The following is a 26,503-nucleotide window of genomic DNA, read 5'->3' as shown; positions in this document are numbered from 1 at the left end:
GAATTAATCCTGCGTTGCTGCCTGCCTTAAGGGTGGCCGGATGAGCGTGGAATGGGTGGCCGGATCATCTTGGAATCAGTGGCCGGATGTTTATGGAATAGGTGGCCGGATGGCCGTGGAATCCGCATTATCACTTTGGGCAATCGTAACAACGTTGGACGGCCCTTGATGTACTCTGATGCAAGAAAGAAATGTTAGTAAATTTGGAGTTTAAGGACTTGCCCATGGATGTGATTTCAGCGCACCTATTTTCTACAAATCACCGTACTCAAATTGAAGCAAGCGATCACTGTGGCTGTTTTTACTGCTTAGGTGTGTTTTCGCCCTCAGAAATCACTGAGTGGGTTGATCTAGATAGCACCGCTCTGTGTCCGAAGTGCGGGATCGACTCGGTCATCGGTTCAGCATCCAGTCTGCCGATTACCCCTGAATTTCTTTCGAAAATGCACGCACACTGGTTCTAGAAGATCCCGTCATTCGACAGCATCCCTTCGGTTTGAGATCTACAGACTAGCTTTACCTCAGTGCGCACGTTCTTGGTAAGTATTTACACACTCTGGGCCGATTGCCGCCTGTCGTGAGGAGCATGGCGTCACTGCTTGGAAGTAGTGTTGGTACGAAAGTGGTACGCAGCTTTCAGGCCGGCTCTGTAGAGCAAGGAATACGTGGCCTACAGGATTCGTAATTCCAATCCATCATGAGGGCAACGGAGAAGCGGCGGGAGAGGGGAGCTGTTTGTAGGGGCATTGGGGATCTGAGTCAACGAGGCGAATGGGGCGCAGTTTATCAGGGATGCATGTCAGCTGTCGGGGAGGCTGTTTCCGGAAACAGAGCTTTTGGGGACTGCAGTTAATTGCGTTAAACGCCCCCGTCGTCTACCGAGCCAAGCGCACGTCGAATCTACCGCCTAACATTCTATCTCGCCGCCTTGCCTCAAGCCGGCAACCTGAACCCACGCTGTCACTGCGCAAAGTTTCATCATCCTCTGCGTCCTTGAGGTCTACGATCCTCCCTAAGGGACGACTCCCGCGCCTCCAGCCCATAGGGAATTGAAAATATGATATCGAACCTCGTCAAGGTCGTGATGGTTGCTTGCACGTTGCTTTTGAGCGCTTGTTCGTCAGGCGTGAGCAGCGATCCTTGTTTTACCGGGGGCTGCCAAGCGTTCGGTGACCACAGCCCCAAAAACGCCGACAGAATGAATTTTGGAGGCGGTGGGCTTGGAAGCAGTTATGGCGAGTTCGGGTCGGGGCTACTTCACGACGATTGATGCAGCAAAGGTGCTGCTGCGCAGCCCAGCGGGCGCAGCGACTGTCGCCACAAGCGTTAGCTCGTCACGACGATTCCTTTATGGAAAATCTCGCGCCGTGCTCGGCGGCTGATAGTTTCATGTTTGCTTGCTGCGTACACCTCGTCAAAACGCTCCTGATCAACGCCCGCATATTTGGCCAACTCGTCTACAACCATCCGGTCGTAATCCTCCTCGATCACGAACCGAAAAATTTCCCGCCGGTAAAAGAATCCGAATTGAAAGGCCAAGACCTCACTCAGGAAATCCGACGGGGTGAGGAAACAGTTTTCCAGGTCGATGGCCTTGGCGAGAGTGGGCTGTTCTAAGTTGACCATCACGTTGTTGGCCCAGAAATCCATGTGCACCACGCCTTTGCCGTGCAGGCAGTGCAGCAGTTTGAAAGAAGCGCTGATCAGGCTCTGGATGTCGCGCTCCTGCTTGAGCCATTCCAGTCCGTTGAGGTAGCCATCCAGCATTTGGGTGAAGATGAAGAATTCCTGGATCAAACCCAATGCCGACTTTCTGTAGCCGAAGCCATACAGGCCAGCAACCGGAGCGCCACGTTTCTGTGCGCCGAGGGTGTTGATGACTTCTTCGACTGGCCAGTCGAATGTGCCGTCGCGCTTTGAGCGGCCGAATGTCACTCTCAGTTTTGGTTTGAGGCTGTCGAGCGGTTGGGACTTGGCGAACAGGTCATTCTCCATCCCTTTCAGCGGAGCGCTGACGCGATCTTTGAGCTGATAGCGAGTGTCGATCAGGTCTTGAATCGCCTGCTGGGCGCTGTCGTCGGCACTCTCCGTGATGAAGATCGTGGCGTTGCGGTGGTTGAGCGTAGAGGGGAAGTTCTGGAGCACGCTGCTGTCGGGAAAGCTCAAAACACGTCCTTGTCATATCATGAATATGACAAGGATATTACAGGCTGGCGCCATTGGATCCAACCTGAACATTGCCTGAACAGAATTTAAATGGCCGCTGATGCTAGTCTTTTTATCTTGACGTGCCTGTATGAGTCCTGGGCTTTTCGCGACCTCATCAAAAAAATTGCCGTGAAAAAAACGTGCGCGGCGAAATAATGGCTTAAGGCCGTTATTCCACTTCCCTGCTGGTCTGCGCTGGCTATTTCCTGATCGACAGAGTTTCTGTAATACAGCCTTCCATCAGTTTGACTGCTTGTACTGCCGAATAAAAAACCTGCCTAGTACAAAGACGCTTCCGAGTATCAGCCCTAAAAAGGCACCCAGGAAGGCATACTTTTTGGTGTTCTTAGTGGTGGACGTTTTGATTTCATCCAGGGTAGTGAATGCCTTTAGCGTATTGCCCGCAGCCAATGCCGGCAGGTTCAGTGCTATGGCTTGAGTGTTGGCGTTATCCATGGCGGATTTCAGCTGGGATGAAGCCAGCGCTGCCGTGGTCGCAGTGATGGAAGCGATATAAAGAACGGGTTCACTTCCACCTGATTTGGGAGGGGTGTCTTTCAGGGCAACGGAATTGGCTGCCATGACACCCATGGCGGAATAGAAAATATCATTTTGTATGGTGCTGTACAGCTTAGTTTCCAGCGACAGTGGATCTGCTGTGGCTGGAGCGTCCTTTTTGTTCACTTCTTTATATAAACTGTACAAGGATGGCTTGGTAATGTAGGTGCTGGCCGTCCACTGTTCAGGTGACGAGGCGTAAAGCGCTAATGAAGCAGCGGCGCCCACGATGGTTGTGGCGATAATCGTAATCTTGCTTGCCCACAATGCTTGGATAAGTGGAATCAAATCAATTTCATCATCGTTGGGGCGGTCGTTTGAATGCGTTGGACTGCTCACGAAAAATTCCTTTAATTACGTTCCGGGATTGTAGAGAAAAAAACAAAATACGCCCGCGAAATTGTGCGGCAAATGCAAGATGGGAATGACTCTTACCTGGTGGGTTCGGAGCGACGCTACACTGGTTCGCTCCAAGCTGCTGCGCCCCTAACCTAAGCTATCGGCCATAGGATCAGCCAGGCTACGAGATCGTTCCTCAATGCCCACCCTGCATCCGTCGCGCTATCAGGTAAACGCCCAGCCCGACCAGTGCGGTGACCGCGCCGATATACCCGGTGCTCGTCCACCCCAACCCAGCCGTAATCGCCATCCCACCCAACCACGGCCCCAGTGCATTCGCCAGGTTGAACGCCGCATGATTGGACGCCGCCGCCAGGCTCGGGGCTTCGTGCGCGATGTCCATCAGACGGATTTGCAGCGGCGCAGCCAGGGCGACCATGGTGCCGACGAGGCCCATGCTCAGCAGGACGCCCCATAACGAGGACGCCGCGAAGGGGAAGAACAGCAGCACGGCCATCGACCAAACCAATATCAAACCCACCGCCCGGAACTGCATGCGGTCGAACAGCTTGCCGCCGGCGATGTTGCCGATGATGCCGCCCACGCCAAACGCGGCGAGGCCGAAGGGGATCCACTGCGGCGATACTTTGGTCACTTCGAGCATGGTTGGCGCCAGGTAGCTGAATACGCAGAACATCCCGGCAAAACCAATGGCGCCAATGGACAAGGCCATCCACACCTGGGGTTTGGTAAACGCGCGCAATTCTTTGCGTGGGTCGCTGCGTTGTTCGTCGTGGCGGTGGGGGACGAATTGCCAGACCAGCGCGATGGTGCATAGGGCGATCACGCTGACCAGCGCGAACGCGGAGCGCCAGCCCAGGTGTTGGCCGAGAAAGGTGGCGATGGGGTTGCCCAGCAGCATGGCCAGGGTCAGGCCCATCATTACGCGGGCGACTGCGCCGGCGCGTTTGTCGTTGGGCACCATGCTTGAAGCCACCACGGCCGCAATGCCGAAGTAGGCGCCGTGGGGCAGGCCGCTGATAAAGCGGAAGGCGATCAGTGAGCCGAAGGTCGGGGTGAAGGCGGTGGCGAGGTTGCCCAGGGCGTACAGGGCCATCAGTAACAGCAACATGTGTTTGCGCAGCAATTTGGCGCCGAGGATGGCGAGGAGTGGCGCGCCGACCATCACGCCGAGGGCGTAGGCGCTGATGGCGTGGCCGACTTGCGGTTCGCTGAGGTTCAGGTTGTGGGCGATGTCCGGCATCAGGCCCATGATCGCGAATTCGCCAGTACCGATAGCGAAAGCGCCCACGGCCATGGCAGCTTCCATTTTGGCGGCACTGCGCGCGGGCAGCACGTGCCCGTGTGTTTGCTGGATAGTCATGGGTAACTCTGTTTGGATGGATCGCACGAAGGACAGCCGCCGATGCTACGCAAGCAGCGACAAAGGTGTCTAGAACAGCCTTTTGTGTGAGAGTTCCTGCCCTGTGACCCCACGTCGCGCCTGCCAAGCTTGACACCGGTGCGTTAAAACCCTCGATTTAGAGCTGTCAATTGGCCAAACGGCGCATAAACGCTGTTTGCCGTGATATTCTGCGCGCCGTCCTGGTCTAGCCTTTCCTGGGTACGTACATCCGTATACGTCCCAGCGATTGGGTGTCGCCCAGGTAGCTGAAGCCAATAATGATAAGAAGTCAGCGCAGAAGGGACTAAAAGTAAGGTCGATACGTCGGTCTTGTGTGCCCACCCTGCGACCTTGAAGACTCAGGGGCGGTAGGGCGGATGGCGTTTTATCATAGGTGCTACTGATGTTTAAAAAAGTAAACACTGCCCTGCTGGGGCTGGCTTTGTCGATGGGGATCACGTCCGTTCACGCGGAAGAGGCAAAGAAAGTCGATGTGCTGCTGGTCGGCGGCGGCATCATGAGTGCGACCCTGGGTGTATGGCTCAATGAGCTGGAGCCGGGCTGGTCGATGGAAATGGTCGAGCGCCTTGATGGCGTTGCCGAAGAAAGCTCCAACGGCTGGAACAACGCCGGTACCGGTCACTCGGCCCTGGCTGAGCTGAACTACACCCCGGAAGACAGCAGCGGCGTCGTTCAGATCCCGAAAGCGGTCGAGATCAACGAAGCGTTCCAGATCTCCCGTCAGTTCTGGTCCTGGCAGGTCCAGCAGGGCGTGCTGAAGAACCCGCGTTCGTTCATCAACTCCACACCGCACATGAGCTTTGTGTGGGGCGATGACAACATCAAGTTCCTGAAAAAACGCTACGAAGCCCTGCAAGCGAGCCCGCTGTTCGCTGGCATGCAGTACTCCGAAGACCCGGCGCAGATTGCCAAATGGGTTCCGCTGATGATGGAAGGGCGTGACCCAAACCAGAAAATCGCGGCCACCTGGAGCCCGCTGGGTACCGACATGAACTTCGGCGAGATCACCCGCCAGTTCGTCGCCCACCTGCAAACCACGCCGAAGTTTGACTTGAAACTGTCGAGCGAAGTGCAGGACATCACCAAGAACGCCGACGGTTCGTGGCGTGTGAGCTACAAAAACCTGAAAGACGGCACCAAGACTGAAACCGACGCCAAGTTCGTGTTCATCGGCGCCGGCGGCGGTGCACTGCACCTGCTGCAAAAGTCGGGCATTCCTGAAGCCAAGGAATACGCGGGCTTCCCGGTGGGCGGCTCGTTCCTGGTGACCGATAACACGGCCATCGCCGAGCAGCACATGGCCAAGGCCTACGGTAAGGCTTCGGTTGGCGCGCCACCGATGTCGGTTCCGCACTTGGACACCCGAGTGCTGGATGGCAAGCGCGTCATCCTGTTTGGCCCATTCGCGACCTTCTCCACCAAGTTCCTCAAAGAAGGCTCGTACCTGGACCTGCTGACCAGCACCACCACCCACAACATCTGGCCCATGACCAAAGTCGGTATTCGTGAATACCCGCTGGTCGAGTACCTCGCTGGTCAACTGATGCTGTCGGATGACGACCGCTTCAAGGCACTGCAAGAGTACTTCCCGAACGCCAAGCAATCCGACTGGCGCCTGTGGCAGGCCGGCCAGCGCGTGCAGATCATCAAGCGTGACGAAGAGCTGGGCGGCGTCCTGAAACTCGGAACCGAAGTGGTCAGCTCTGCCGACAACACCATCGCAGGCCTGTTGGGCGCATCGCCAGGCGCGTCGACCGCGGCTCCGATCATGCTGACCGTGCTGCAGAAAGTGTTCAAGGACAAGGTTGCGACCCCTGAGTGGCAGGCCAAACTGCACCAGATCGTACCGAGCTACGGCACCAAGCTGAACGACAGCCCAGAAGCGGTTGCCAAGGAATGGGCCTACACCGCCGGTGTCCTGCAACTGCCTACACCGCCTGTGATTCCGCAAGCGGCTGCTCCAAAGGCGACCGAGGCTGCCAAGCCTGCGGCTGAGCCGAGCAAGGCAGCGTCTGACCTGGCGCTGTAAGTAACGGCTAAGAAAAAGCCCGCTGAACCGGTAACGGTCAGCGGGCTTTTTTATGCGCGGCTGTGGGTTCGCTCAACGGCCGGCACGTTGAACACTTTCACCACGTGTGAATGCGGCAAATGGTCAGCAAGCAGCCGGCTGGTGGTGGTTTCAAAACGGTCCAGTTCCGGGATATGCCCATCGAGGTTGAGACAGTAATTATTGGCGTCCAGCACCGTTTACCCTCCAGCCAGTGCGCAGGCACACTGCGGTAATGCTCGAGGGGAATCTCCACGAGCACCACATCGCCAAATTGTGCGGCATCATCTGCGCTGCCCACTTGTGAACCCCCAGTACGCCGCTCAGCTCACTGCTCATGATGGCTGCTGAGCTGGGTTCCTACGCCCGCGCGGCCGAGCGTTTGGGCATGTCTGCGCAGAGGGTGGCCAAGCATGTCACCGCGTTGGAACAACGGCTGGGTGTGCGCTTGCTCAACCGCACTACGCGAAGGCAAAGCCTTACAGAGTTGGGTAGCGCGTATTACGAACGGTGCAAGCACATCCTGACGGCGGCCGAGGCTGCCGACTCTCTCGCGCAGATCTTGAATGACACGCCGCGTGGCAAGCTGAAAATCACCGCCCTGTCGGCCGCCCTGGATGGTTTCGGCATTGTGCTCGGTCCGTAAGACTTCCTGCGTACGGCGTTAGCGAGGGGCGACTTGGTGCGGGTGCTGCCGGACTTTGACGCGCCGAGCCGGGCCATGCATTTGGTCTACACCGCGAATCGGCAACGTACTGCTAAATTGCGAGGTTTTGTCGAGGCTGTGCTGGAGCGCTTCGGCCCGGCGTGAGAGCTCAAATGTGGAATCCGTGTTTGACTTGGTCGTACAGATGCGATGCCAACACGTTGCTGGCATCGCACAACAGGTACAGATGGTGAACCGGCAGCGGCGGTAACTTGAGCCCGTCAATTACCTGAGTCAGCTCGTCGCCCATGCGGCTTTCTTCGATCAGGCCGACGGCCACGCCGCTGCGGATACAGGCTTCGACCGCTGTCGAGTTGGGGCTTTGCAGCAATACGCGGTGATAGATACCGTGCTCTTTCAACACCCGTAAGGCCGCCGCTCGGTAGGGGCAGCCAGAGATGGGGACGGTGACGGGCAGCGCCGCGTTCGGCGAATAGTGAAAGTGCCTGGCGGCGACCCATAGCGGTTGCACGGGGCCCAGTCGCTCGCCCTGCGCCAAGGGGGTGGCACTGACAGTGATAGCGAGGTCCAACTGGTTGGTCATAAACAAATCCAGCAATTCACCGCTGGTGCGTGCTTCGACTTCCAACTCCAGCAGCGGGTTGTCAGCGATCAATTGCGGCAGGAAGTCCTCAATGAAGTCGGGCGCGTAGGTGTCAGGTATTCCCAGGCGGATTTTGCCCTCCATGCGCTGTGGCATCAGCGAGATCAGCAGGCGGTCATGGCTCTTGAGAAACTCCGTGGTTTCGCCCAGCAGTTTCTTGCCATAGAGCGTCAGCTCCACACCTTGGTTGCTGCGACTGAACAGGCGCTGGCCGACCTGATCTTCCAGCTTTTGAATTTGCGTGGTCACCGTCGACGCGCTGCGGTGCACATGCTCGGCCGCCTCGTTGAAACGACCAAAACGTGCTACAGCGTGGAAGGTCCGCAATAGGTCGATATTCAGCTGTTTGGCCATGATCCCATTTTTCCGGATTTGTGGTGCTGGTTATTCAAATATACAGAATCATGCTCCGCCCTTAGCCTTTACGTCAATGTCGAAGGCTGGAGGCTGTATGAAGCACTCAACTGCGGTGCGTGTGTTGTTGCAAGGGGCGTTTGTCTTGTCGTGGAGTTCAGGTTATATCGGCGCCAAGCTGGGCACCCAGGGCGGTGGCGCATTCAACCTGCTGTTCTGGCGGTTCCTGTTGGTCACTGTGTGCTTGAGCTTGTTCTTGAACGTCAGGTTGTTGAAGCTTTCATGGGTGCAGATTCGCCATTACGCCATCATCGGTTTCCTATCGCAGTTTCTGTACCTGACGTGCCTCTACGTAGCGATCCAAAATGGTTTGCCCCCCGGAATTGCCGCGATTATCGCTGCGCTGCAGCCGTTGATGACGGCGGCGCTGTCGACCGGCAGCGCTGCCGAGCGCAGTGGTCGCTGGCAGTGGATAGGGCTGACGATCAGCTTTGTCGGGGTGTCGATTGTTATCGCCGGACAGTCCGGCAGCGGTGGTCAAGGCGTGGGTCTGGTGATGTATCTGTTGCCATTGGCGGCGGCATTTGGGCTGACACTGGCCACCCTGTACGAGCGGCGTACCGTGCATCGCGAGGACGTGGGCCTGGTCCTGCCGCTGTTCGTCCAATCGCTGCTGACCTTGATCGGCTTCACGGGGGCTGTGCTCTATACCGATACATTGAGCATTCCCCATGATCCCGACGTACTGATCTCGATTGTCTGGCTGACAGTGTTTTCCACCTTTGTCGCCTACTTGAGCCTGTGGATGCTGCTGCGCGTGATGACCGCAACGCACGTGGCAGCGTTGGTCTATCTGGAACCGCCGGTCACCCTCGTGTGGGCGGCGCTGATGTTTGGCGACGTGATTGAGGCATCGACCTATGCCGGCATTGGCGTAGTGGTCGTCGGGATGCTTCTGGTGCGTATGAAGCAACCGACCGTCGCATGCACTTCCTGAGGCCCATGGTTCAGCAAGCTGACAGACACTACCTGTTAAAAAATACCCATGGCCGATCAGGAGAGCGGCTGGAAAAGGGGGCATTTTCAATTTTGCAGGTGTTTGGGCGTCAGCGTCCGAGGGTTTTGTATGTTGCTACGTTATGCCGCATTGGCGGCCATGGTTGTCGCCGCATCCGGGTGTGTGCAAGAGCGCGTCGTGCATGAGCGCAGGCCGGTTCAACGTGAGTATGTGGAAGTCGTTGCGCCGCAACCGCCGCCGGTGCAGGTGATCGAAGTCGAACCGCCCGTGCGCTACGGCTATGTATGGTCACGGGGTTACTGGCGCTGGGAAGGTGGGCGCTACGTCGCGGTCCATGGTCATTGGGAGCCGGTACGCGAGGGTTACCGCTATGTGCATCCACACTGGGTGCAACGTAATGATGGGTATCACTGGCAGGGCGGCGGTTGGGTTCGCTGAGCCTTGGCTGGATCGGCGTCCTGGTGCCTGGCAGCCGAACCTCGCGTAACAGCGCCGAGCTTAGTTGTTCGGTGCTCGGCTCTTTATAGCGTTCGCTTTGACCTGAGTGCCGCTGCAACGGCAAGCCTCAGGCCAGTCGTTTCATGCCTGCCGCAGCGTGCTCAATGGTCAACTCACGGGTGCGCAACAGCGTTTCCAGAACAGTTACCACATCACTCTTGGCTGACGGGTAACAACTTTGTAAAACCCACACCAGTTCCACCACGGACACCAAGCTGACAAAACCTGGTGAAAAGGTGGTGAGCGATTCGATCAACGCGGATGGGATCATCCTGGGTGACATAGCGAACCAGCACATTGGTATCCAGCCCGATCATCCAGCTTTCGCTCCTTGTGCCGCGATGGCGCGGTTCATTTCATCCAGTGAGACGGCGTTGGCAGGTTTTCGGATCAGGCCTTTGAGGTCGTGTACGGTGTTGCTCGCTGCCATGATGGAAAATTTACCGTCCTCCATTTCAACGAATTCAACGCGGTCTCCTGTTTCCAGACCCAGGGCGGTTCTGACCTGAACGGGAATGGTGATTTGCCCTTTCGAAGTAAGTGTGGCGGTGGCCATGTTGAAGATCTCCATCGTGATGCTCCTTACCTTAGGGTAAGGATTGATGGTGGACAAGATCCGTTGGTCCATAGGCTTCTCCCTGGTGTGTGTGAGTCGGGACACGTAAAAACCTTAGCCCGACTCACGCCACCTGCACGCTCCTAAAAGCCCTTAAAGCGCTACAACTTATGACTGAAACCGTCGGTTTACTGCGCCACGCGATAGCACGGCACATACGCCGCACCGCCTGGTAGCTTCATACGGTGTTGGGCTACAAACGCCTTCAACAATTCGTCCAGCGGTTTCATGATGGCCGGGTCGCCATGGATCTCATAAGGGCCGTTCTGCTCGATCAGGCGGATGCCCTTGTCTTTCACGTTACCCGCCACGATTCCCGAGAAAGCACGGCGCAAATTGGCGGCGAGTTCGTGGGGTGGCAGCGAGTGGCTCAACTGAAGGCTGGCCATGTTTTCGTGCGTCGGGTCGAACGGGCGCTGGAAGCCCTCATCGATTTTCAGCAGCCAGTTGAAGTGGAAGGCGTCGTTACGTTCGCGACGGAACTGCTTCACCGCCTTGAGGCCAATGGTCATCTGGCGGGCCACTTCGGCCGGGTCGTCGATGATGATCTGGTAGTGCGCCTGGGCCGCCTCGCCCAGGGTGGCGCCGACAAATGCGTGCAGTTGTTGCAGGTACGGGGCCGCGTCTTTTGGCCCGGTGAGGATGACCGGAAACGGCAGGTCGCGGTTGTCCGGGTGCATCAGGATGCCCAGCAGGTACAGGAACTCTTCGGCCGTGCCGGCGCCGCCCGGGAAGATGATGATGCCGTGGCCTACACGGACGAAGGCTTCCAGGCGCTTTTCGATATCCGGCAGGATCACCAGCTCATTGACGATCGGGTTCGGCGCTTCGGCGGCGATGATGCCCGGCTCGGTCAGCCCCAGATAGCGCCCGCCGGTGATGCGTTGCTTGGCATGGGCAATGGTCGCGCCTTTCATCGGGCCTTTCATCACGCCAGGGCCGCAGCCGGTGCACACGTCGAGACTGCGCAGTCCAAGCTCGTGGCCGACCTTCTTGGTGTATTTGTATTCTTCGGTATTGATCGAGTGCCCGCCCCAGCACACTACAATCTTCGGCTCGACACCCGGGCGCAGCGTACGGGCGTTGCGCAGCAGGTGGAATACGTAATCGGTGATGCCCTGGGAATTGCTCAGGTCGATGCGCTGGCTGTCCAGTTCATTCTCGGTATAGACGATGTCACGCAGGGCGCTGAACAGCATTTCGCGGGTGCTGGCGATCATTTCGCCATCGACGAATGCGTCGGCAGGGGCATTCAGCAATTCCAGGCGAACACCGCGGTCCTGCTGGTGGATACGAACCTCAAAATCCTTGTAGGCGTCGAGAATGGTCTTGGCGTTGTCGATGTGCGCGCCAGTGTTGAGGATAGCCAGGGCGCACTGTCGGAACAGGGTGTAGATGCTACCGGAACCGGCTTCGCTCAGTTGCTGCACTTCACGTTGGGACAGGGTTTCGAGGCTGCCCTTGGGGCTGACGGAAGCATTGATGACTTGACGTTGGGGCATTCTTAATCCTTGAAAGCACAGCCACCGCACCCGCACAGGGCCGCGATGGCTTGAGAATGGTGGGCGCCGAATTCGGACGCACGAGACGGATGTTTACCTCAGGCGCGAGGCCAAGCGCAAACACCGTCCAGCACCATAATGCCGCAGAACTTACTGAATCAGCTTCCAGTTTTTGTAGAAAACCCGACGCCGGGTAAAGACCATCCCGGCAAATCCAGCGATTACGGTATTGAGAACCAAGGGCAGCGGGGTCGGCCGCAGGATATCGATAAACAGGCAGTAACGCTTTGCATCGTTTTTGTTGAAAGACGCATGCATTAACGTGTCATCGAGGGCGCGTCATACAAGCCATTACGCAGGAAATCGTAAAGGCCGCAGATCACTACCAGGCCGAGAAATACCAGGGTGGTCTCGGGGAAAATATCAATAATCAGCAGCACGCCGAATACCCAGGCGACCGATACTGCCTTTTTACGCAAAGCAGGCTTGTTCATCTAACTCAGCTCCAGCAGGACGCCATTCGACAGGTCCGGATCCGTGGCCGCGAGTGGTGGGGATTTGAAACATATTGAAACAACTGCGTCATGATAAGGCGTTCGGCGTCTGTTAGGCGTTTTAAATAGTGCGAAATTGTGAAGGCTCTACACAGTTTTTAACCCTGGCTGCACTGTGTGGATTGGATTTTGTAAACGGAAGATTTGCGACTATCGTGACGCTTCGGTTTTTCGGACGTCATAGACCGGTACGATTGAAGTTGAATGGCCACCACTGGCCTTCGGCACCTTGGAAGAGGCAGAAATTTTATGATCATCAAACCGCGGGTTCGTGGGTTTATCTGTGTGACCGCTCACCCTGTAGGCTGTGAAGCGAACGTCAAGGAACAGATTGACTACGTCACTGAGCACGGCGCCATCGAAGGCGGCCCGAAGAAGGTGCTGGTTCTCGGCGCATCCACCGGCTATGGCCTGGCCGCGCGTATCAGTGCTGCGTTTGGCTGCGGCGCCGACACCCTGGGCGTGTTTTTTGAAAAAGAAGGCGAAGAAGGCAAGCTGAGCTCCGCTGGCTGGTACAACAGTGCCGCGTTTGAGAAGTTCGCTGTCGAAAAAGGCCTGTACGCCAAGAGCATCAACGGCGACGCCTTCTCCAACGAGATCAAGCGCCTGACCATCGAAACCATCAAGAAAGACCTCGGTAAGATCGACCTGGTCGTCTACAGCCTGGCCGCGCCACGCCGTACCGACCCGCAAGGCGTGGTGCACACTTCCACCCTCAAGCCGATTGGCAAGGCCGTGACCCTGCGCGGTATCAACACCGACAAGGGCGTTGTGGTCGACACCACCCTGGAGCCTGCGACCCAGGAAGAAATCGACGGCACCGTCAAAGTGATGGGTGGCGAAGACTGGCAGCTGTGGATCGACGCCCTGCGTGACGCCGACGTCCTGGCCGAAGGCGCCAAGACCACTGCGTTCACCTACCTCGGCGAGAAACTGACCCAGGATATCTACTGGAACGGCTCCATCGGCGAAGCCAAGAAAGACTTGGATAAAAAAGTCCTGACCCTGCGCGACAACCTTGCTGCACTCAAGGGCGACGCCCGTGTGTCGGTGCTCAAGGCTGTGGTGACCCAGGCCAGCTCGGCAATCCCGATCATGCCGCTGTACCTGTCGTTACTGTTCAAAGTGATGAAAGAGCAGGGCACCCACGAAGGTTGCATCGAACAAGTCTACGGTCTGTTCAAGGACAGCCTGTACGGCAGCCAGCCGAAACTCGACGCAGACGGCCGCCTGCGTGCCGACCTTGCCGAGCTGGAACCTAAAGTCCAGGACGCCGTCGCTGCACTGTGGAACCAGGTCAGCGACGACAACGTCAACGAGATCAGCGATTTTGCCGGCTACAAGGCTGAATTCCTGCGCTTGTTCGGCTTTGAAGTCGACGGTGTGGACTACGACGCTGACGTCAATCCGACCGTGAAGATCAACGGTCTCATCTCGGCATAAGACGGCTTAGACAGCAGCCTCGATAACCCTGTTATGAGGCTGCTGTTTGTAAGCGCACAGAGCGTCAGCCTTGGCGAAAGGCTGACGCCAGCCGCTCTTGGGCGTGGGTGAAACCAGAGCGCTTGATACCGACCACTTCTCTCTCCCAAAGTGGATTGAGTGGCACGTGATAGCCACTGTCCTTCGCCGTCTTTATTAGTTCCGCCATTTCCTTGCCGTCGTTGATGATGCTGATTTCATCGAAGCGCCCGAGCTTCGTCGGTAAGAAGAACGTTGCCGGATAGTTGGCGGCCACTTCCGTTACCGGGTTTCCGGAATCCGTGCTGTGGTGGACCACCCGCTCTCCATTGCCGACCAATCTCTGATTAATCAGCTCGATCATTTGCTTGACTCGCGGCGTGACATTACCCAGGTCTGGATCTTCCTTTCGATAAAAATATGCGGCGCTCTCATAGTCTGCGCGTAACTCTTTCGGCACATGGACAGTCTTGTCGCCCGATTGTTGGTGTCTGTAGCGATTGACTCGTTCTGTGAAAACGCTGTGCGCAATATCGGGCACCGGGATTAAATCCTGGGGGCCGAAGTCACTGAGGTGCGGCGCCACCATGTGCAAGTCATAGTCAGCCGTCAGTGCCTTGCCATCGGCCTTTTTCGCGAGCACTTCAACGGGCTTGCCCTCATGGGTAATGAGGTAGTTGTCTTCTAACGGTGACAGGCGTTTGCCTTCGAATGCATACAGCTGCTGACTTGGCCCCTTCGCGTTGAAACGCAGCGTGCCTTCGTGCTCGTTCGATGCCAGTTGAGTGATCTGGCCGAGCTTCATCAATTCGCCAAGACGACTGCGCGAGAGCTTCAAGGGAATTGCGACGGCATGCCCGTCGTTGATGCACTCCTGGATTTGCTCATTGGCGCGGCTGACTTTGCCGGGTGCATCGCTCTTGAATTTTTCGAGCTTGCTGAAGGCCTGGTCCGTGCAGATCAAGCCGGCTTGTGGTCCCCAATTGGCGCTTTTACCCTTGATATGAAAGTCCTTGGTGGGATGACCGGCTTCTATCAGCCCGGTTGCGACGGTTTCCACAGGGCGTACGCCAATGATGGAGTTGGTCGCCAGCGCAATTTTATGCAGGGGAATAAGATGGCTCGACATTATTCCGGTTTTTTCGCGTGCACGCTCAAATGCGACGTTTATCGATTTCTTTGTCGCTTGAGCGGTGTCAGTCGACTGGCTGGGTTGAGCGTGTTGCAAGGTATCCATGCTGAGTGCGGAAGGGGAAATAGCAGGGGTCATTACGCCTTTCATTGAATATCTCCAAGCTATGTTTAATAGACACGTTGGATGATCCCTTCCAGACCAAAGCATTCCTTCTATTGCACGGGGCACACTAAAGAAGTCTTCTTTTTGTGGGGAAGAACAAGTATTACGAGCTGTTTTAAGCACAGTCGGAAAAAGAGCGCGGAAGGCCGGGATATTCGGAGGCGGTGCTCTTTTTGCTGTGCGCGACCCGTGAAATTATCAGAGCGGTCCTACGCTTGTTTACGTGCGGCGTGGTTTCGCTGGCATGCGAGACTGGCGCATCACACTCAGGGGAGGGACGTATGACAATTCGCGCAGTGGTTTTTGATTTCGGCGGTGTCCTGTTCGATTGGAGCCCGCAGCACCTGTACCGCAAGTTGATTACCGACGATTACGAACGGCAATGGTTTCTCGAGCACATTTGCACCCAGGCCTGGAACACCGAGCAAGATGCCGGTCGCACACTGGCTGAAGGCACCCGCAGCCTGATCGAGCAGTACCCGCATCATGAGCGTTTGATCCAAGCCTATTACGACCGTTGGCACGAGATGCTGCGCGGCCCGCTACCGGAAGGCGTGGCGATCCTCAAGGCGTTGCACCATGTTGATATGCCGCTGTTCGGACTCACCAATTGGTCCGCCGAGACGTTCCCCTATGCACGGGCCAATTACCCGTTCCTGCAGTACTTTCGCGACATCGTGGTGTCCGGCGAACTGAAGATGATCAAGCCTGACGCAGCGATCTACCATGCCAGCCTCCGCCAGGTACGGGCCCACCTGCCGAATATCCAGCCGGCTGAAGTGGTGTTTATCGATGATGTCGCCGGCAATATCGACGCGGCCGTCGCCCTCGGTTGGCAAGGTATCCACCACGTATCGGCTGAGCGCACTGCCGCGCGATTGCGTGAGTTGGGCGTGGGCTTCTAGCGTGCCCACTTTTCCATAGCGAAATCGACGAAGGCGCGTAACTTGGGCAGGCGATAACGGTCCTGACCGTAGAGCAGGTGCATCGGGCGGCTGGGCAGTCGATAAGTGGTTAACAAGGCCACTAGCTTGCCACTCTCCAGATCCGGCTGCACCAGTGCATCGGCCAGCATGATGATGCCCATGCCGTTGACGGCTGCCTGGCGCAAACCTTGCGAGCTGTTGATGGTCAATGAACCGGACACCGGAACCTCCACCTCGACGCCTTCGCCGGTCATGCGCCACAGTTTGTCGGTGTCGCGCCAGTTGTCACTTGCCGGGTAGGCGAACGCCAGGCAGTCGTGCTGGCGCAGGTCATCGGGCGTCTGCGGCGTGCCACGTCGCGCCAGGTAGGCCGGTGACGCACAGAGCGTTAGGGTGTAGGCCTGCATCGGCCTGGCGATCAGGCTGGAGGTTTCCAGTTCGCCAAGTCGGATCGCGACATCGAAGCCGCTGTCGACCAGGTCCATCCGCTCATTGCTCAGCACCACGTAAAGGTTGACCAGCGGGTAGCGTCGGGAAAATTCGCTCAAGGCCGGTGTAAGTTGTTCGGTGCCGAACACGGGTGGGGCGGTGATGCGCAGGGTGCCTTTGGGGATGTCGCTGTTGGCTTGCTCGGCGAGCTGCTCGGAGTCGGCCACCAGCCCCAACACTTCCAGACAGCGCTGATAATACTGCCCGCCAAATTCCGTAAGGCTTTGTTTGCGCGTGGTGCGCTTTAGCAGGCTGACGCCCAGTCGCTGTTCCAGGGCTCGCAGGTGGTTGCCGACCATGGTGGTCGACATGCTGCAGGCCTGGGCCGCTGCGGTCATGCTGCCGGTCTCGACCACCTTAACGTACACCGACATCGCCTGGAACAGATCCATTATCAAGCCTTGATTTAAAGTCATTGCACGAATGCACAGTTTATCCAGCTCGGGTGGCTAACGATACTGCACCCATCACAACGAAGTACTGGAGCCCACACCATGACCGCCGCCTGCCTGATGACCACTTACCAACCCTTGGCCCTGAGTTTTACCCGTGGCCTGGGCACACGCTTGTGGGACCAGCAGGGCCGCGAATACCTTGATGCGGTGGCCGGAGTGGCGGTGACCAATGTCGGCCACTCGCACCCCAGGCTGGTGACGGCGATCAGCGAACAAGCGGGTTTGCTGTTGCATACATCCAACCTCTACAGCATTGACTGGCAACAGAAGCTGGCCCAGCGTCTCACCCAGTTGTCTGGCCTGGACCGTGCCTTTTTCAACAATTCCGGGGCCGAGGCTAACGAAACAGCGCTGAAGTTGGCGCGGCTGCATGGCTGGAAAAAAGGCATCGAAGCGCCGTTGGTGGTGGTGATGGAAAATGCCTTTCATGGCCGTACGCTGGGCACGATGGCCGCCAGCGATGGGCCATCGGTGCGCTTGGGCTTCCAGCGTTTGCCGGGGGACTTTCTCAAGGTGAGCTTTGGTGATATCGCCGCGATCGAGGCGGTCACAAAAGCGTTTGGCACGCGCATCGCGGCGGTCCTGCTGGAGCCGATCCAGGGCGAAAGTGGCGTACTGCCGCCGCCGCCTGGCCACCTCAAAGCCCTGCGCGATCACTGCACACGCCACGGCTGGCTGATGATGCTGGATGAGATCCAGACCGGCATCGGCCGCACGGGCGCCTGGTTTGCCTTCCAGCATGAAGGCATTTTCCCGGACGTGATGACCCTGGCCAAAGGTCTCGGCAATGGCGTACCCATCGGCGCCTGCCTGGCACGGGCCGCCGTGGCGCAATTGTTTACACCGGGCAGTCACGGCAGCACTTTCGGCGGCAACCCATTGGCGTGTCGGGTGGCTTGCACGGTGCTGGACATTATCGAGGAGCAAGGCTTGCTGCAGAACGCGGCGCAGCAGGGTGAGCGTTTGCTCGCGCGGTTGCGGGTGGAGTTGAGTGAGCACTCGCACGTGCTGGCGATTCGCGGGCTGGGTTTGATGATCGGTATAGAGCTGGCCAGTCCTTACCGCGACTTGGCTCTGCGTGCGGCCCGGGAACACGGCCTGCTGATCAACGTGACGCGGGGCAAGGTCATTCGCCTGCTGCCGCCGTTGACCCTGGATGCCAAGGAGGTCGAGATGATCGTGCGCGCCATCACCCGGTTACTGGATCAGGCCCATTGAGCCATTCCTGATTCATGGTTTCAGTATCTCCCAGGTACTCCAACAACCACGCCATGGCCGGGGACAGTTTGCTCTGCGCCCAAGCCACACACGACGGGCTGGCCGGAAACGGCCGGCTCAATTGCAGCGCCACCAACTCGCCCCGTTCGATCCACGGCAGCACTTGATGCGCCGGCGCCATGCCAACGCACAAGCCATCGCGCAGGCAATCGATCGCCGAGGCCCAGTTCGGCACCACCAGACGCCGCTGGTTATCCAGGGTCCACGTGTCGCGCTTGGGCAGGTTGCGTGAGGTGTCGGTCATGCACAGCGAGGCGAAGGGGCGCAGTTGGTCGTCACTCAGCAACCCCTCGACGCTCGCCAACGGATGCCGCGCGCTGACCACGCACAGCCAGTTCAACAAGCCCATGTCGCGGAAAGTGAAGTGACTGGCCACTGGCACTGCACTGGTGGCACCGATCACGATGTCAGTGCGCTCATCCGCCAGGGCATCCCACACTCCGTTGTACACCTCGTATTCCAGCAGCAATTCCACCTCGGGAAACTGCCGATAGAAATCCAATACCAACTGTCGGCAACGCTGGGGTTTGACGATGGAATCCACCGCCACCTTCAGCTGGCCGCTCCAGCCATTGGCCACCTGCTGGCACAGCCGCCGCGTGCCGAGCATTTTTTTCATCACGCTCCGGGCCTCGTCTATAAATAAACGGCCGGCAGGTGTCAGTTCTACATCCCGATGGCGTCGCACGAACAGTGGCACCGCCAGCCACTCCTCGAGCTGACGCACGGTGTAGCTGATGGCCGACGGCACCCGGTGTAACTCCTGGGCCGCGGCGCTGAAGCTGCCATGGCGCGCCACGGCATCCACAACATCCAGGGAGTATTCGGACCACATAGCGGCTGCCTTCAAATTTATTGATAAGAATGTCCAATTATTATCGCTTCACACAGAAACTGTCAGCTTCATAATGGGTGCCAGTCAGCAAATAGTTTGATGGCAGGATTGACAAGGCTTCAATGAAAAATTCTTTTGGTTTCATTTGGTATCTGGCGGGGCTGAGCATGCTTGGTTATCTCGCCATGGACATGTATTTGCCAGCGTTCGGCGCGATGGGCGAGCAGTTGCAGATTGGCGCCGGTGCAGTGGGCGCCAGCTTGAGTATTTTCCTCGCCGGCTTTGCGGTGGGGCAGTTGCTGTGGGGGCCGCTGTCGGACCGGTTGGGGCGCAAGCCGATCCTGCTCGCAGGCCTGAGCCTGTTTGTGCTGGGCTGCGCAGGCATGTTCTGGGTCGAGACGGCGCCGCAACTGCTGGCGCTGCGCTTTATGCAGGCGATTGGCGTGTGTTCCGCCGCCGTGAGTTGGCAGGCCCTGGTGATCGACCGCTACCCGGCCGACAAGGCTCACCGCGTGTTCGCCAGCATCATGCCGCTGATGTCGCTGTCACCGGCGTTGGCGCCGCTGTTGGGCGCAATGGTTTTGAATCACTTTGGCTGGCAGGCGATCTTCGGCGTATTGCTGGGGGTGTCGCTGTTGTTGCTGTTGCCGACATTGTTCCTGCGCACCCCTCCGAAACGTCAGGCAGAGAAGAGCGAGCCTTCGCACCTCGGCTACGGGCAGTTGCTGACTTCTCGCGTGTTTACCGGCAACGTCATGATCTTCGCCGCGTGCTCGGCCAGCTTCTTCGCCTGGCTGACGGCTTCGCCTTTCATCCTTGGCGACATGGGCTACAGCCCGAATGACATCGGGCTGAGCTATCTGCTGCCCACATTAGCGTTTCTGGTGGGTGGCTACAGTTGCCGCAGCGCGCTGCAGCATTTTCAGGGCAAGACGCTATTGCCATGGTTGCTGCTGGCGTATTGCATCAGCATGGTGGCGCTGTACCTGGTTGCCACCTTGACTGTGCCGACGCTGACCACCTTGCTGATGCCGTTCTGCTTGATGGCCCTGGTCAACGGTGCCAGTTACCCCATCGTGGTGGCGAATGCGCTGATGCCGTTTGCGGAAAATTCCGGCAAAGCCGCGGCACTGCAAAACACCCTGCAACTGGGTCTGTGCTTTCTCGGCAGCTTGATCGTGTCATCGATGATCGACCAGCCGCTCCTGATTACCGCCATCGTGATGCTGGCAACCGCGCCGCTGGCGGTGTTGGGGTACTGGTTGGCGCGGCCCAAAAAGGGTAATTCGGCACTGGCACAAGCCTGAAGTGACAGTCGGATCCCACACTTGATCGGATTGCTTCAGGGATTAAAAGGTGATTTCCAGATTCACCGTCGGCGTCGATGTGCGGCTACCCCGGCCGCCGTCCACGCCGAACTTGTTATGCCAGTACTCGTAACCCACCCCGAGATACAGGTTTGGCTTCACATTCTTACCCGGTCGCACCGCCACCATCAGCGCCGTGCGCATCAGGGCTTCGGGCGCGGTGTCGCGGCCGTGGTAGTCCTCACCTTTTTCCCCGACATAATTGATAAAACCCTGGAATTTCGCCGCGTGATTGGCGATCTCGAACGGTCGCATCCAGGTCAGGTTGAGCATGTAGGTATCGTCGAAGGTGTGGTTCGACTCCTGCGCACCGGGGATGCCGGTGTGGTTCCTCTCCTTGTAGTACATCAGGCTCAGGTCCAGCACACCGACGGTGTTGAACTTCAAGGTGGGGCCGATCACCAGCGCGCGTTTTTTTGCTGAAGCGAAGTTGTTGTTGCGGTTGGCATCGAAGCCCAACGTCAGCGCGTAATCCTTGACCGGGCCGGTACCCAGCGGCACATCGAATACCCGCGATGCGTACAGCTGGTGGCGGTACACCGCGTACACCTCACTCCCCCCATGATCAGTGCCCTTGCGCGGGTCTCGGCTGTCGGACAGGAACACATCGAGGTTGAGGAAATTGCTGCCGTATCGGTAGCCACTGGCGTGGGTGAAGCTGTAGATGCGCTTGCTGAATTCGTCGGGGTTATTCGGATTGGTGAACTGCTGGCCGTAGCGAAACCCTACGCTGTTGTTCATCCATTCCACCGCGACGGCCTCCCCGCCGCCGAGAAGGGTGAGTGCAACGGTGGCGCCCTGTAATGCCTTTTTCATTGTCCTGGGTCCTTTGGCGTTCTGGCTCATCACGGCCGAATTGTTTTTGTAACGCCGGCGGAGGGTAACTTGTCCGGGTGATTGTATACAACTCTATGGACATCCAGTCCGTACATTGCATACAGTGGCCGCACAACAAAAACAGAGAGCCCCTCACCATGACTAACCCGAAGGCGTCACCGCAGCGGCCAGAAGATGAGAATCTCGGCGTCGCCGCCAACATGGCTTACGGCCTGCAACATGTACTCACCATGTACGGCGGCATCGTCGCGGTACCGTTGATCGTCGGCCAGGCGGCCGGGTTGTCGCCGGCGGATATCGGCTTGTTGATTGCCGCATCGTTGTTTGCCGGTGGCCTGGCCACGCTGTTGCAGACCTTGGGCCTGCCGTTCTTTGGGTGTCAGTTGCCGCTGGTGCAGGGCGTGTCGTTTGCTGGCGTGGCGACCATGGTGGCGATTGTCGGCAGTGATGGCGCCGGCGGGATACCGGCGATTCTCGGGGCGGTGATGGCCGCGTCGCTTATCGGGTTGCTGATAACCCCGTTGTTCTCTCGGATTACCAAGTTTTTCCCGCCGTTGGTCACGGGCATTGTGATCACCACCATCGGCCTGACCCTGATGCCGGTCGCGGCGCGCTGGGCCATGGGCGGCAACAGTCGCGCTGCGGATTTCGGCAGCATGCCCAATATCGGCCTGGCGGCATTGACCCTGGTGCTGGTGTTGCTGCTGAGCAAAATCGGCAGCGCTACCATTTCACGTTTGTCGATCCTACTGGCAATGGTGATCGGTACGGTGATCGCGGTGTTCCTCGGCATGGCTGATTTCTCCGGCGTGACCCAGGGGCCGATGTTCGGTTTCCCTGCGCCATTCCATTTCGGCATGCCTACCTTCCATGTGGCCGCGATCATCTCCATGTGCATCGTGGTGATGGTGACCTTGGTCGAGACCTCGGCGGACATCCTGGCGGTGGGTGAGATCATTGACACCAAGGTCGATTCCAAACGCTTGGGCAACGGCCTGCGCGCCGATATGTTGTCGAGTATGTTCGCGCCGATCTTTGGTTCGTTCACCCAGAGCGCCTTCGCCCAGAACGTCGGCCTGGTCGCGGTTACCGGGGTGAAGAGCCGTTTTGTAGTGGCCACGGGCGGGCTGTTTCTGGTGATTCTCGGCTTGTTGCCGTTCATGGGGCGGGTGATTGCGGCGGTGCCGACATCCGTACTGGGCGGGGCGGGGATTGTGTTGTTCGGTACCGTGGCGGCGAGTGGTATCCGCACCTTGTCCAAGGTGGACTACCGCAACAACATGAACCTGATCATTGTTGCCACCTCCATCGGTTTTGGCATGATCCCCATCGCAGCGCCCAGTTTTTACGATCAATTCCCCAGCTGGTTCGCGACCATCTTTCACTCGGGTATCAGCTCGTCGGCGATCATGGCGATCCTGCTGAACCTGGCGTTCAACCACTTCACCGCTGGTAACTCGGACCAGCAGTCGGTGTTTGTGGCAGGCACAGACCGCAGTTTGAGCGCCCGAGATGTGTCATCACTGCGTGAAGGGGATTATTTCAGGGGCGGCAAATTGTTTGATGCCGAGGGTAAAGAAATTCCGTTGGTGGCGGATGTGGCGAGGAAAGCGCCGAAGACAGAAACCACCGAGGTCTGACGCCGAACAGGGGGGCAGTGTGGGAGCTGGCTTGCCTGCGATAGATAGCAAGGGTGAATTCAACGCCGTCATCGCAGCATAGGTATCTACACAAATATTGGTCGATACCCAAATTTGGCTGCGCTGCCGCTTTGGCTTTTGATCTGGCTTGTGATTTTGATCTCAGGCGCCCCGTCAACCACGCTGGCCGAACGCAGGCTTGAATCCGTGGGTAACACGGCAGGACGCCGGGTTAGCCGCACTGGGCCAAGGATGGCCCATTGCGGCGGCCCACGGATTCAAGCCTGCGTTCGGGCACACCGAGCCTGGGCGAGGTGCCGAGTGGTGGGGCGAGGACCTTTTGGTTACTTTTGGGTCCTTCCAAAAGTGACCCGCTGTAAGAGCGGAACCCTAGGAGGCCGTTACCGCAGCAATGGATATGTTCCCCGACCAAAAAACTCTATCGCCTGACACATCGCCTTCGCGAGCAAGCCCGCACACACTTTGATCGATTTACACCTGATAAGGCTCGATCGACTATCAGGTCGCCACGGGAACAAGCTCCCTCGCCACAGGTTTAACACAGTCCTCAAAAATGTGTAGATACCTATGGTCATCGCAGGCAAGCCAGCTCCCACATTGATTCAGCCAGCTTTGAGTTCTTTGTACTGCGCTGAACACACCTCGTCCAAAAACTTCACCACGGTCCCCATGCACGCCTGGCGTTCTTCCACATGGGGCATGTGGCTGGAATCTTCAAACAGCGCCCAGCGCACATCGGCAATCTCATCCAGGAACGGTTTGACCACCAGCGGCGTGGCCTCGTCATGGCGACCGGAAATGACCAGAGTGGGTACATTGATCGCCGACAGGCGGCCAATGGATTTCCAGTCCTTCAAGCTGCCGATCACGTGGAACTCGGTCGGGCCGCTCATCGCGTGGTACACCGTCGGGTCTGCGTCGACCTGGGCGAACGTGCGCGCCACCTCTTCCGGCCACGGGTTGACCCGGCACACGTGATGGTCATAGAACACTCGCGAGGCGGCGAGGTATTCCGGGTCATGGTAGGTGCCGGCGGCTTCATGCTTGAGCAGGGTTTCATGCACGCCTTCGGGCAACAATTTGCGCAGGCGGTTGGCTTCGCTGACCCAGGTGCGCATGCACGTCGGCGAGTTGGCCGGGATGAAGGCACGCAAGCCTTTAGGCTGCAAAATCGCGTGTTCACTGCCAAGCATGCCGCCCCAGGACTGGCCGAGGATCGCGTAGTTATCGCTGATTTGCAGATGATCCAGCAGGTTGTTCAGTTCTTCCAGGAACAGGCCCACGGTCCAGAAAGACGGATTTTTTTCGGGCAGGTGGGTGGAGCGACCGTTGCCCAGTTGGTCGTAATGGATCACGGCGTGGCCGCTGGCGGCGACGTCCTTGAACGCATCAACATAATCATGGGTGCATCCGGGACCGCCGTGGATAACCACCAGGGGCGTGCGGCCGCTGCAGAGGTCACCTGTGACGCGGAACCAGGTTTGGTAGGCGCCAAACGCCGCATACCCTTCGCGGATTTTTTCGATGAATTCCATTTCGTACCTGCTCTGAAAAAATGATCAGGCACACGATAAAGCGTGGAAGAAGTTTAAGTAACTAGCAAAACAGCTAGGTTTTGCCGAGGGGGTCAGTCTTCCAACAGGCGGTAATGGGTGGCGCGCACCACGGCCTGTACGCGATTCTTGGCCCCCAACTTGTGCATTGCCGAGGCCAGATGCAGGGTGACCACCGCCAGTGAACGGCTCAATTGCGTGGCGATTTCAGCGGCGGTCAGGCCGTCGGCGGCCCATTTGAGGCACTCGCGTTCACGTTTGGTCAGGTGGATATGCGGGTAAGTGCGCAGCTCTTTGCTGAACAGCGGGTAGGCCGCTTCCTGCAGGGCGTGGGAAATCAGGCTGAAATCCGACAAGGTCTGCTGCGCATCCTGCAGGACGTTGCCGGCTTTACCGGTACGCAGGCCGGTCAGCGAGGCGAAGCCGCCACGGGGCAGGTGAATGGGCACGCTGACGCCGCAGGTCAGTTGTTGGTCGTGCAGATAGGATGAAACGGGGGCGTGGCAGGGATCGATGATCTTTTGCAGTGGGGTATCGGCCTTGATGTCGTAGGACCAAACAAACGGCGACACCGTACTCAGGGCCAGGTGTTGCACCGGGTCGATCTGGTAGAACCCTTCGCTGCACCACAAGCTATGCCAGCCCGGTGGGGTATTGCGCAGTTCGAGCACCGAGGGGGTGATCAATGCACCATCCTGGTCGATTGGCACCGGGGTGTAGTCATACACCAGTGCATCGAAACCCAACTGCTTGGCGAGGATGAATGTGTTGTCCATCTGCTCATCCAGGCTCCTGCCCGGCATCAGACGGTGATTTAAGGCAGTCAGCTTGGCCAGCATCCGTTCTGCTCCCGAATTCATTTGAATCTCGACTTGCTGCAAGTAGAATGCCACGCCCCGGCGAAGGACTGCCAGGCCCAAACCTATAAGAAATGCTAGGTTATGGACGCGCGGCATCCTCGGTAGTGTTGGCCTGATAAACGGCCGCTACCTGCCAGGCCGACACAACACAAGGAATGTATGGATGTGGCGTGAAATTGCCCCCGACCAGCAGTACAACGTGCAAGTCGACGGCCATGACCTCGTGGTCTACAGCTTCGGCGAAGGCGATGAGGTGCTGTTGTGCCTCAACGGCGGGCCCGGCCTGCCGTGTGACTACTTGCGCGACGCCCATGGTTGGCTCAAAGACCATAACCTGCGAGTGGTTGCATTCGACCAGCTTGGCACGGGCGCATCAGCCAGACCTACCGACGTTTCGCTGTGGGAAATCGGCCGTTATGTCGAAGAAGTCGAAACCGTGCGCCAGGCACTGGGCCTGGGCCGCGTGCATTTGCTCGGGCATTCATGGGGCGGCTGGCTCGGTATCGAATACGCTATCCATTACCCCGATGTGTTGAAAAGCCTGATCCTCGAAAACACCGTGGGTGACATTCCACACCTGTCCCTGGAACTGGAGCGCCTGCGCGGCGCCCTTGGCAGCGAAACCGTGGCGATGATGCAACGCCATGAAGCCATGGGCACCCTCGACCACCCGCAGTACCAGGCCGCGATCACCTTGCTCAACTATCGCCACGTGTGCCGTCTCGACGAATGGCCCGCGCCGGTCAAGCGTTCCCTCGACGACTGGAACATGGGCCCCTACGAAACCATGCAGGGCCCCAACGAATTCCTCTACATCGGCAACCTCAAGGATTGGAACCGCATCCCTGAGATGGCCGCGTTCAAGATGCCCATGCTGATCACCACCGGCCAGCACGACGAACTCACCCCGGCCTGCGCCCTGCGCATGAAGATGGCGGCCAAACACGCCGAATTGCACGTATTTCCCAACAGCAGCCATATGCCCTTTTATGAGGAACCCCAGGCGTATTTCCCGGTGTTGCTGGACTTCCTCACGCGTCACCGAGGCTGACGG

General features: G+C 58.1%; 23 protein-coding genes and 4 pseudogenes. 11 read left to right on the top strand and 16 right to left on the bottom strand.

Translation table 11 applies throughout. The features are described 5' to 3' along the window. Positions 1-1,057 precede the first annotated feature (1,057 nt). On the top strand, positions 1,058-1,270 hold the full coding sequence (locus tag AACY08_RS25485; RefSeq protein WP_339471935.1) for a hypothetical protein: 213 nt from the start codon (positions 1,058-1,060) through the stop codon (positions 1,268-1,270). Positions 1,271-1,326: 56 nt separating this feature from the next. Here AACY08_RS25485 and AACY08_RS25480 read toward each other — a convergent pair whose 3' ends face one another. From AACY08_RS25480 to AACY08_RS25470, 3 genes are all read right to left on the bottom strand, one after another. Continuing rightward, positions 1,327-2,166, bottom strand: a complete 840-nt coding sequence (locus AACY08_RS25480; protein WP_339471934.1) for a hypothetical protein — start codon at positions 2,164-2,166, stop codon at positions 1,327-1,329. Between the two features lie 282 nt (positions 2,167-2,448). Further along, positions 2,449-3,105: a Wzz/FepE/Etk N-terminal domain-containing protein gene (locus AACY08_RS25475; protein ID WP_339438678.1), complete on the bottom strand. Its 657-nt coding sequence runs from the start codon at positions 3,103-3,105 to the stop codon at positions 2,449-2,451. A 196-nt stretch (positions 3,106-3,301) separates the two neighbouring features. After that, the gene (locus AACY08_RS25470; RefSeq protein WP_339471933.1) at positions 3,302-4,489 is read right to left on the bottom strand and encodes an MFS transporter; all 1,188 of its coding nucleotides are present in this window, start codon (positions 4,487-4,489) and stop codon (positions 3,302-3,304) included. Positions 4,490-4,913: 424 nt separating this feature from the next. Here AACY08_RS25470 and mqo point away from each other — a divergent pair, with 424 nt between their 5' ends. Then, entirely contained in the window at positions 4,914-6,560 is a 1,647-nt protein-coding gene (mqo, locus tag AACY08_RS25465) for a malate dehydrogenase (quinone) (protein ID WP_339471932.1), read from the top strand. A gap of 86 nt (positions 6,561-6,646) precedes the next feature. Here the strand turns inward: mqo and AACY08_RS25460 are convergent. Then, positions 6,647-6,917, bottom strand: a pseudogene (locus AACY08_RS25460) (NADP oxidoreductase); the annotation flags it as partial. Between AACY08_RS25460 and AACY08_RS25455 the strand changes: the two are divergent. Beyond that, a pseudogene (locus AACY08_RS25455) lies at positions 6,916-7,389 on the top strand (LysR family transcriptional regulator). The pseudogenes AACY08_RS25460 and AACY08_RS25455 overlap by 2 nt on opposite strands. Before the next feature lie 4 nt (positions 7,390-7,393). Here AACY08_RS25455 and AACY08_RS25450 read toward each other — a convergent pair. Then, positions 7,394-8,242 carry a LysR family transcriptional regulator gene (locus AACY08_RS25450; protein ID WP_339471931.1) on the bottom strand — a complete coding sequence of 283 codons (849 nt, stop codon included), beginning with the start codon at positions 8,240-8,242 and terminating at the stop codon, positions 7,394-7,396. A gap of 97 nt (positions 8,243-8,339) precedes the next feature. Between AACY08_RS25450 and AACY08_RS25445 the strand changes: the two genes are divergently transcribed. Together AACY08_RS25445 and AACY08_RS25440 are read left to right on the top strand one after the other, a co-directional pair. Next, positions 8,340-9,239, top strand: coding sequence for a DMT family transporter (locus AACY08_RS25445; protein ID WP_339471930.1), 900 nt, complete (start codon positions 8,340-8,342; stop codon positions 9,237-9,239). A gap of 129 nt (positions 9,240-9,368) precedes the next feature. Beyond that, positions 9,369-9,698 (top strand): YXWGXW repeat-containing protein, encoded by a 330-nt coding sequence (locus AACY08_RS25440; protein ID WP_049709392.1) that lies wholly within the window; start codon positions 9,369-9,371, stop codon positions 9,696-9,698. Positions 9,699-9,852: 154 nt separating this feature from the next. On the opposite strand, the pseudogene AACY08_RS25435 reads toward AACY08_RS25440, so the two are convergent. From AACY08_RS25435 to AACY08_RS30680, 5 genes and pseudogenes are all read right to left on the bottom strand, one after another. Beyond that, positions 9,853-10,075 (bottom strand): annotated as a pseudogene (locus tag AACY08_RS25435) (VapC toxin family PIN domain ribonuclease); the annotation flags it as partial. Next, on the bottom strand, positions 10,072-10,329 hold the full coding sequence (locus tag AACY08_RS25430; RefSeq protein WP_339471929.1) for an AbrB/MazE/SpoVT family DNA-binding domain-containing protein: 258 nt from the start codon (positions 10,327-10,329) through the stop codon (positions 10,072-10,074). The gene AACY08_RS25430 and the pseudogene AACY08_RS25435, both read right to left, overlap by 4 nt. Positions 10,330-10,502: 173 nt before the next feature. Next, a complete protein-coding gene (gene ppnN / locus AACY08_RS25425; RefSeq protein ID WP_339414844.1) occupies positions 10,503-11,876 on the bottom strand; it encodes a nucleotide 5'-monophosphate nucleosidase PpnN in 1,374 nt (457 codons plus the stop codon). Positions 11,877-12,026: 150 nt separating this feature from the next. Beyond that, a pseudogene (locus tag AACY08_RS30685) lies at positions 12,027-12,206 on the bottom strand (aspartyl/asparaginyl beta-hydroxylase domain-containing protein); the annotation flags it as partial. Further along, positions 12,194-12,370, bottom strand: a complete 177-nt coding sequence (locus AACY08_RS30680; protein WP_445261423.1) for a hypothetical protein — start codon at positions 12,368-12,370, stop codon at positions 12,194-12,196. The gene AACY08_RS30680 and the pseudogene AACY08_RS30685, both read right to left, overlap by 13 nt. Before the next feature lie 309 nt (positions 12,371-12,679). On the opposite strand from AACY08_RS30680, the gene fabV reads away from it, so the two are divergent. Beyond that, on the top strand, positions 12,680-13,873 hold the full coding sequence (gene fabV / locus AACY08_RS25415) for an enoyl-ACP reductase FabV (protein ID WP_339471928.1): 1,194 nt from the start codon (positions 12,680-12,682) through the stop codon (positions 13,871-13,873). 64 nt (positions 13,874-13,937) lie between these two features. Here the strand turns inward: fabV and AACY08_RS25410 are convergent, their stop codons facing one another. Next, positions 13,938-15,173, bottom strand: a complete 1,236-nt coding sequence (locus AACY08_RS25410; protein WP_339471927.1) for an anthrax toxin-like adenylyl cyclase domain-containing protein — start codon at positions 15,171-15,173, stop codon at positions 13,938-13,940. A gap of 296 nt (positions 15,174-15,469) precedes the next feature. Here AACY08_RS25410 and AACY08_RS25405 point away from each other — a divergent pair, with 296 nt between their 5' ends. After that, complete coding sequence (locus AACY08_RS25405) at positions 15,470-16,093, top strand: HAD family hydrolase (protein ID WP_339471925.1); 624 nt, start codon at positions 15,470-15,472, stop codon at positions 16,091-16,093. On the opposite strand, the gene AACY08_RS25400 is transcribed toward AACY08_RS25405, so the two are convergent. Further along, complete coding sequence (locus AACY08_RS25400; RefSeq protein ID WP_339471923.1) at positions 16,090-16,995, bottom strand: LysR family transcriptional regulator; 906 nt, start codon at positions 16,993-16,995, stop codon at positions 16,090-16,092. The genes AACY08_RS25405 and AACY08_RS25400 overlap by 4 nt on opposite strands. A gap of 102 nt (positions 16,996-17,097) precedes the next feature. Between AACY08_RS25400 and AACY08_RS25395 the strand changes: the two genes are divergently transcribed. Then, positions 17,098-18,276: an aspartate aminotransferase family protein gene (locus AACY08_RS25395; protein WP_339471922.1), complete on the top strand. Its 1,179-nt coding sequence runs from the start codon at positions 17,098-17,100 to the stop codon at positions 18,274-18,276. Here the strand turns inward: AACY08_RS25395 and punR are convergent. Beyond that, the gene (gene punR / locus AACY08_RS25390) at positions 18,248-19,171 is read right to left on the bottom strand and encodes a DNA-binding transcriptional activator PunR (protein WP_339414839.1); all 924 of its coding nucleotides are present in this window, start codon (positions 19,169-19,171) and stop codon (positions 18,248-18,250) included. The genes AACY08_RS25395 and punR overlap by 29 nt on opposite strands. A 122-nt stretch (positions 19,172-19,293) precedes the next feature. Between punR and punC the strand changes: the two genes are divergently transcribed. After that, entirely contained in the window at positions 19,294-20,478 is a 1,185-nt protein-coding gene (punC, locus tag AACY08_RS25385) for a purine nucleoside transporter PunC (RefSeq protein WP_339471921.1), read from the top strand. A 42-nt stretch (positions 20,479-20,520) separates the two neighbouring features. Here the strand turns inward: punC and AACY08_RS25380 are convergent, their stop codons facing one another. Next, positions 20,521-21,354 carry a nucleoside-binding protein gene (locus AACY08_RS25380; RefSeq protein ID WP_339471919.1) on the bottom strand — a complete coding sequence of 278 codons (834 nt, stop codon included), beginning with the start codon at positions 21,352-21,354 and terminating at the stop codon, positions 20,521-20,523. Positions 21,355-21,512: 158 nt separating this feature from the next. On the opposite strand from AACY08_RS25380, the gene AACY08_RS25375 reads away from it, so the two are divergent. Then, positions 21,513-23,015 (top strand): nucleobase:cation symporter-2 family protein, encoded by a 1,503-nt coding sequence (locus tag AACY08_RS25375; RefSeq protein WP_339471916.1) that lies wholly within the window; start codon positions 21,513-21,515, stop codon positions 23,013-23,015. 623 nt (positions 23,016-23,638) lie between these two features. On the opposite strand, the gene AACY08_RS25370 is transcribed toward AACY08_RS25375, so the two are convergent. Both AACY08_RS25370 and AACY08_RS25365 read right to left on the bottom strand, forming a co-directional pair. Then, positions 23,639-24,571 (bottom strand): proline iminopeptidase-family hydrolase, encoded by a 933-nt coding sequence (locus AACY08_RS25370; RefSeq protein ID WP_339471914.1) that lies wholly within the window; start codon positions 24,569-24,571, stop codon positions 23,639-23,641. A gap of 92 nt (positions 24,572-24,663) precedes the next feature. Beyond that, a complete protein-coding gene (locus AACY08_RS25365; RefSeq protein WP_339471912.1) occupies positions 24,664-25,428 on the bottom strand; it encodes a LuxR family transcriptional regulator in 765 nt (254 codons plus the stop codon). A gap of 184 nt (positions 25,429-25,612) precedes the next feature. Here AACY08_RS25365 and AACY08_RS25360 point away from each other — a divergent pair, with 184 nt between their 5' ends. Continuing rightward, positions 25,613-26,500, top strand: a complete 888-nt coding sequence (locus tag AACY08_RS25360; protein ID WP_339471910.1) for a proline iminopeptidase-family hydrolase — start codon at positions 25,613-25,615, stop codon at positions 26,498-26,500. The last annotated feature ends 3 nt before the right edge of the window (positions 26,501-26,503 follow it).

The organism is Pseudomonas sp. EL_65y_Pfl1_R83 (assembly GCF_963970695.1).
Lineage (GTDB): Bacteria > Pseudomonadota > Gammaproteobacteria > Pseudomonadales > Pseudomonadaceae > Aquipseudomonas > Aquipseudomonas tritici.
Note: the sequence above shows the minus strand (reverse complement) of the source record. Positions and strands in the feature narration are given on the sequence as shown.